The organism is Bradyrhizobium sp. BRP22 (assembly GCF_020194175.1).
Classification (GTDB): Bacteria; Pseudomonadota; Alphaproteobacteria; order Rhizobiales; family Xanthobacteraceae; genus Bradyrhizobium.
Genome location: NZ_JADYVX010000108.1, coordinates 1 through 779, shown reverse-complemented (window position 1 = coordinate 779; position 779 = coordinate 1). Strand labels below are relative to the sequence as shown.

Here is a 779-nt window from a genome sequence, read left to right as displayed (position 1 = left end):
TCGCCGAGACCTTCACCGACGCGCCGGGCCAAGCCGGCGATGCAGCCCGCGAGCAGCTGGCGCAGATCGTGAATGCGCGTCAAAGCCTGCTCGACCTGCAGACCAGCCTGCAAAACAGGAGCGAGCACGCCGCACCAGAGGTCGTGCAGAAAATGCAAGCGCGGCTTTTGAAGAAGATCGCCGGTGAAGTTGCCGAGCTCGAGAGCGCGATCGCGGCCATGGTCAAGGCGACGGCGCATTTTGCCGAACTCGCCGAGATCATCGAGAGCGTGCCGGGACTTGGCAAGGGCACGTCCGCCGGCCTGATCGCGGCAATGCCGGAACTGGGCCAGGTGAGCGACAATGCCGCCGCCGCCTTGCTGGGCGTCGCTCCTTACGACGATGATAGTGGCCAACGGCGGGGCAACCGCCACATCAAGGGCGGACGCCGCAAGGTCCGCAATCTCTTCTACATGGCGTGTCTCGGGGCCGCGACCCGGCACAATCCCGTGCTCAAGGCCTTCTATGATCGCCTGATCGCCAAGGGGAAGGCGCCGAAGGTTGCGCTCACCGCCTGCATGCGCAAGCTCATCTGCATCCTCAACACCATGATCGCACGGCGCCAGAAATGGGATGCCAACCCCTGCCAACTGAGCGACGCCGCTCGGCCCCTGCCGAGCGCATGCCCGGCCTGAAGACCGGCGAGCGGACGGGGTCAAGGCCGCACGCCGCCGGAGGCGGGGGCGCGCAGCGCCAGCCTTGAGCCCGGCCGATCACCGGTCTAACAACACAGTTGCTTC

The 779-nt window shown here is 66.4% G+C and carries 1 protein-coding gene; it reads left to right on the top strand.

Annotated elements, in window-relative coordinates; genetic code table 11:
- On the top strand, positions 1-674 hold a 674-nt coding region (locus tag I6F35_RS39575; RefSeq protein WP_225122964.1), incomplete at its 5' end, for a transposase.
- Positions 675-779 lie beyond the last annotated feature (105 nt).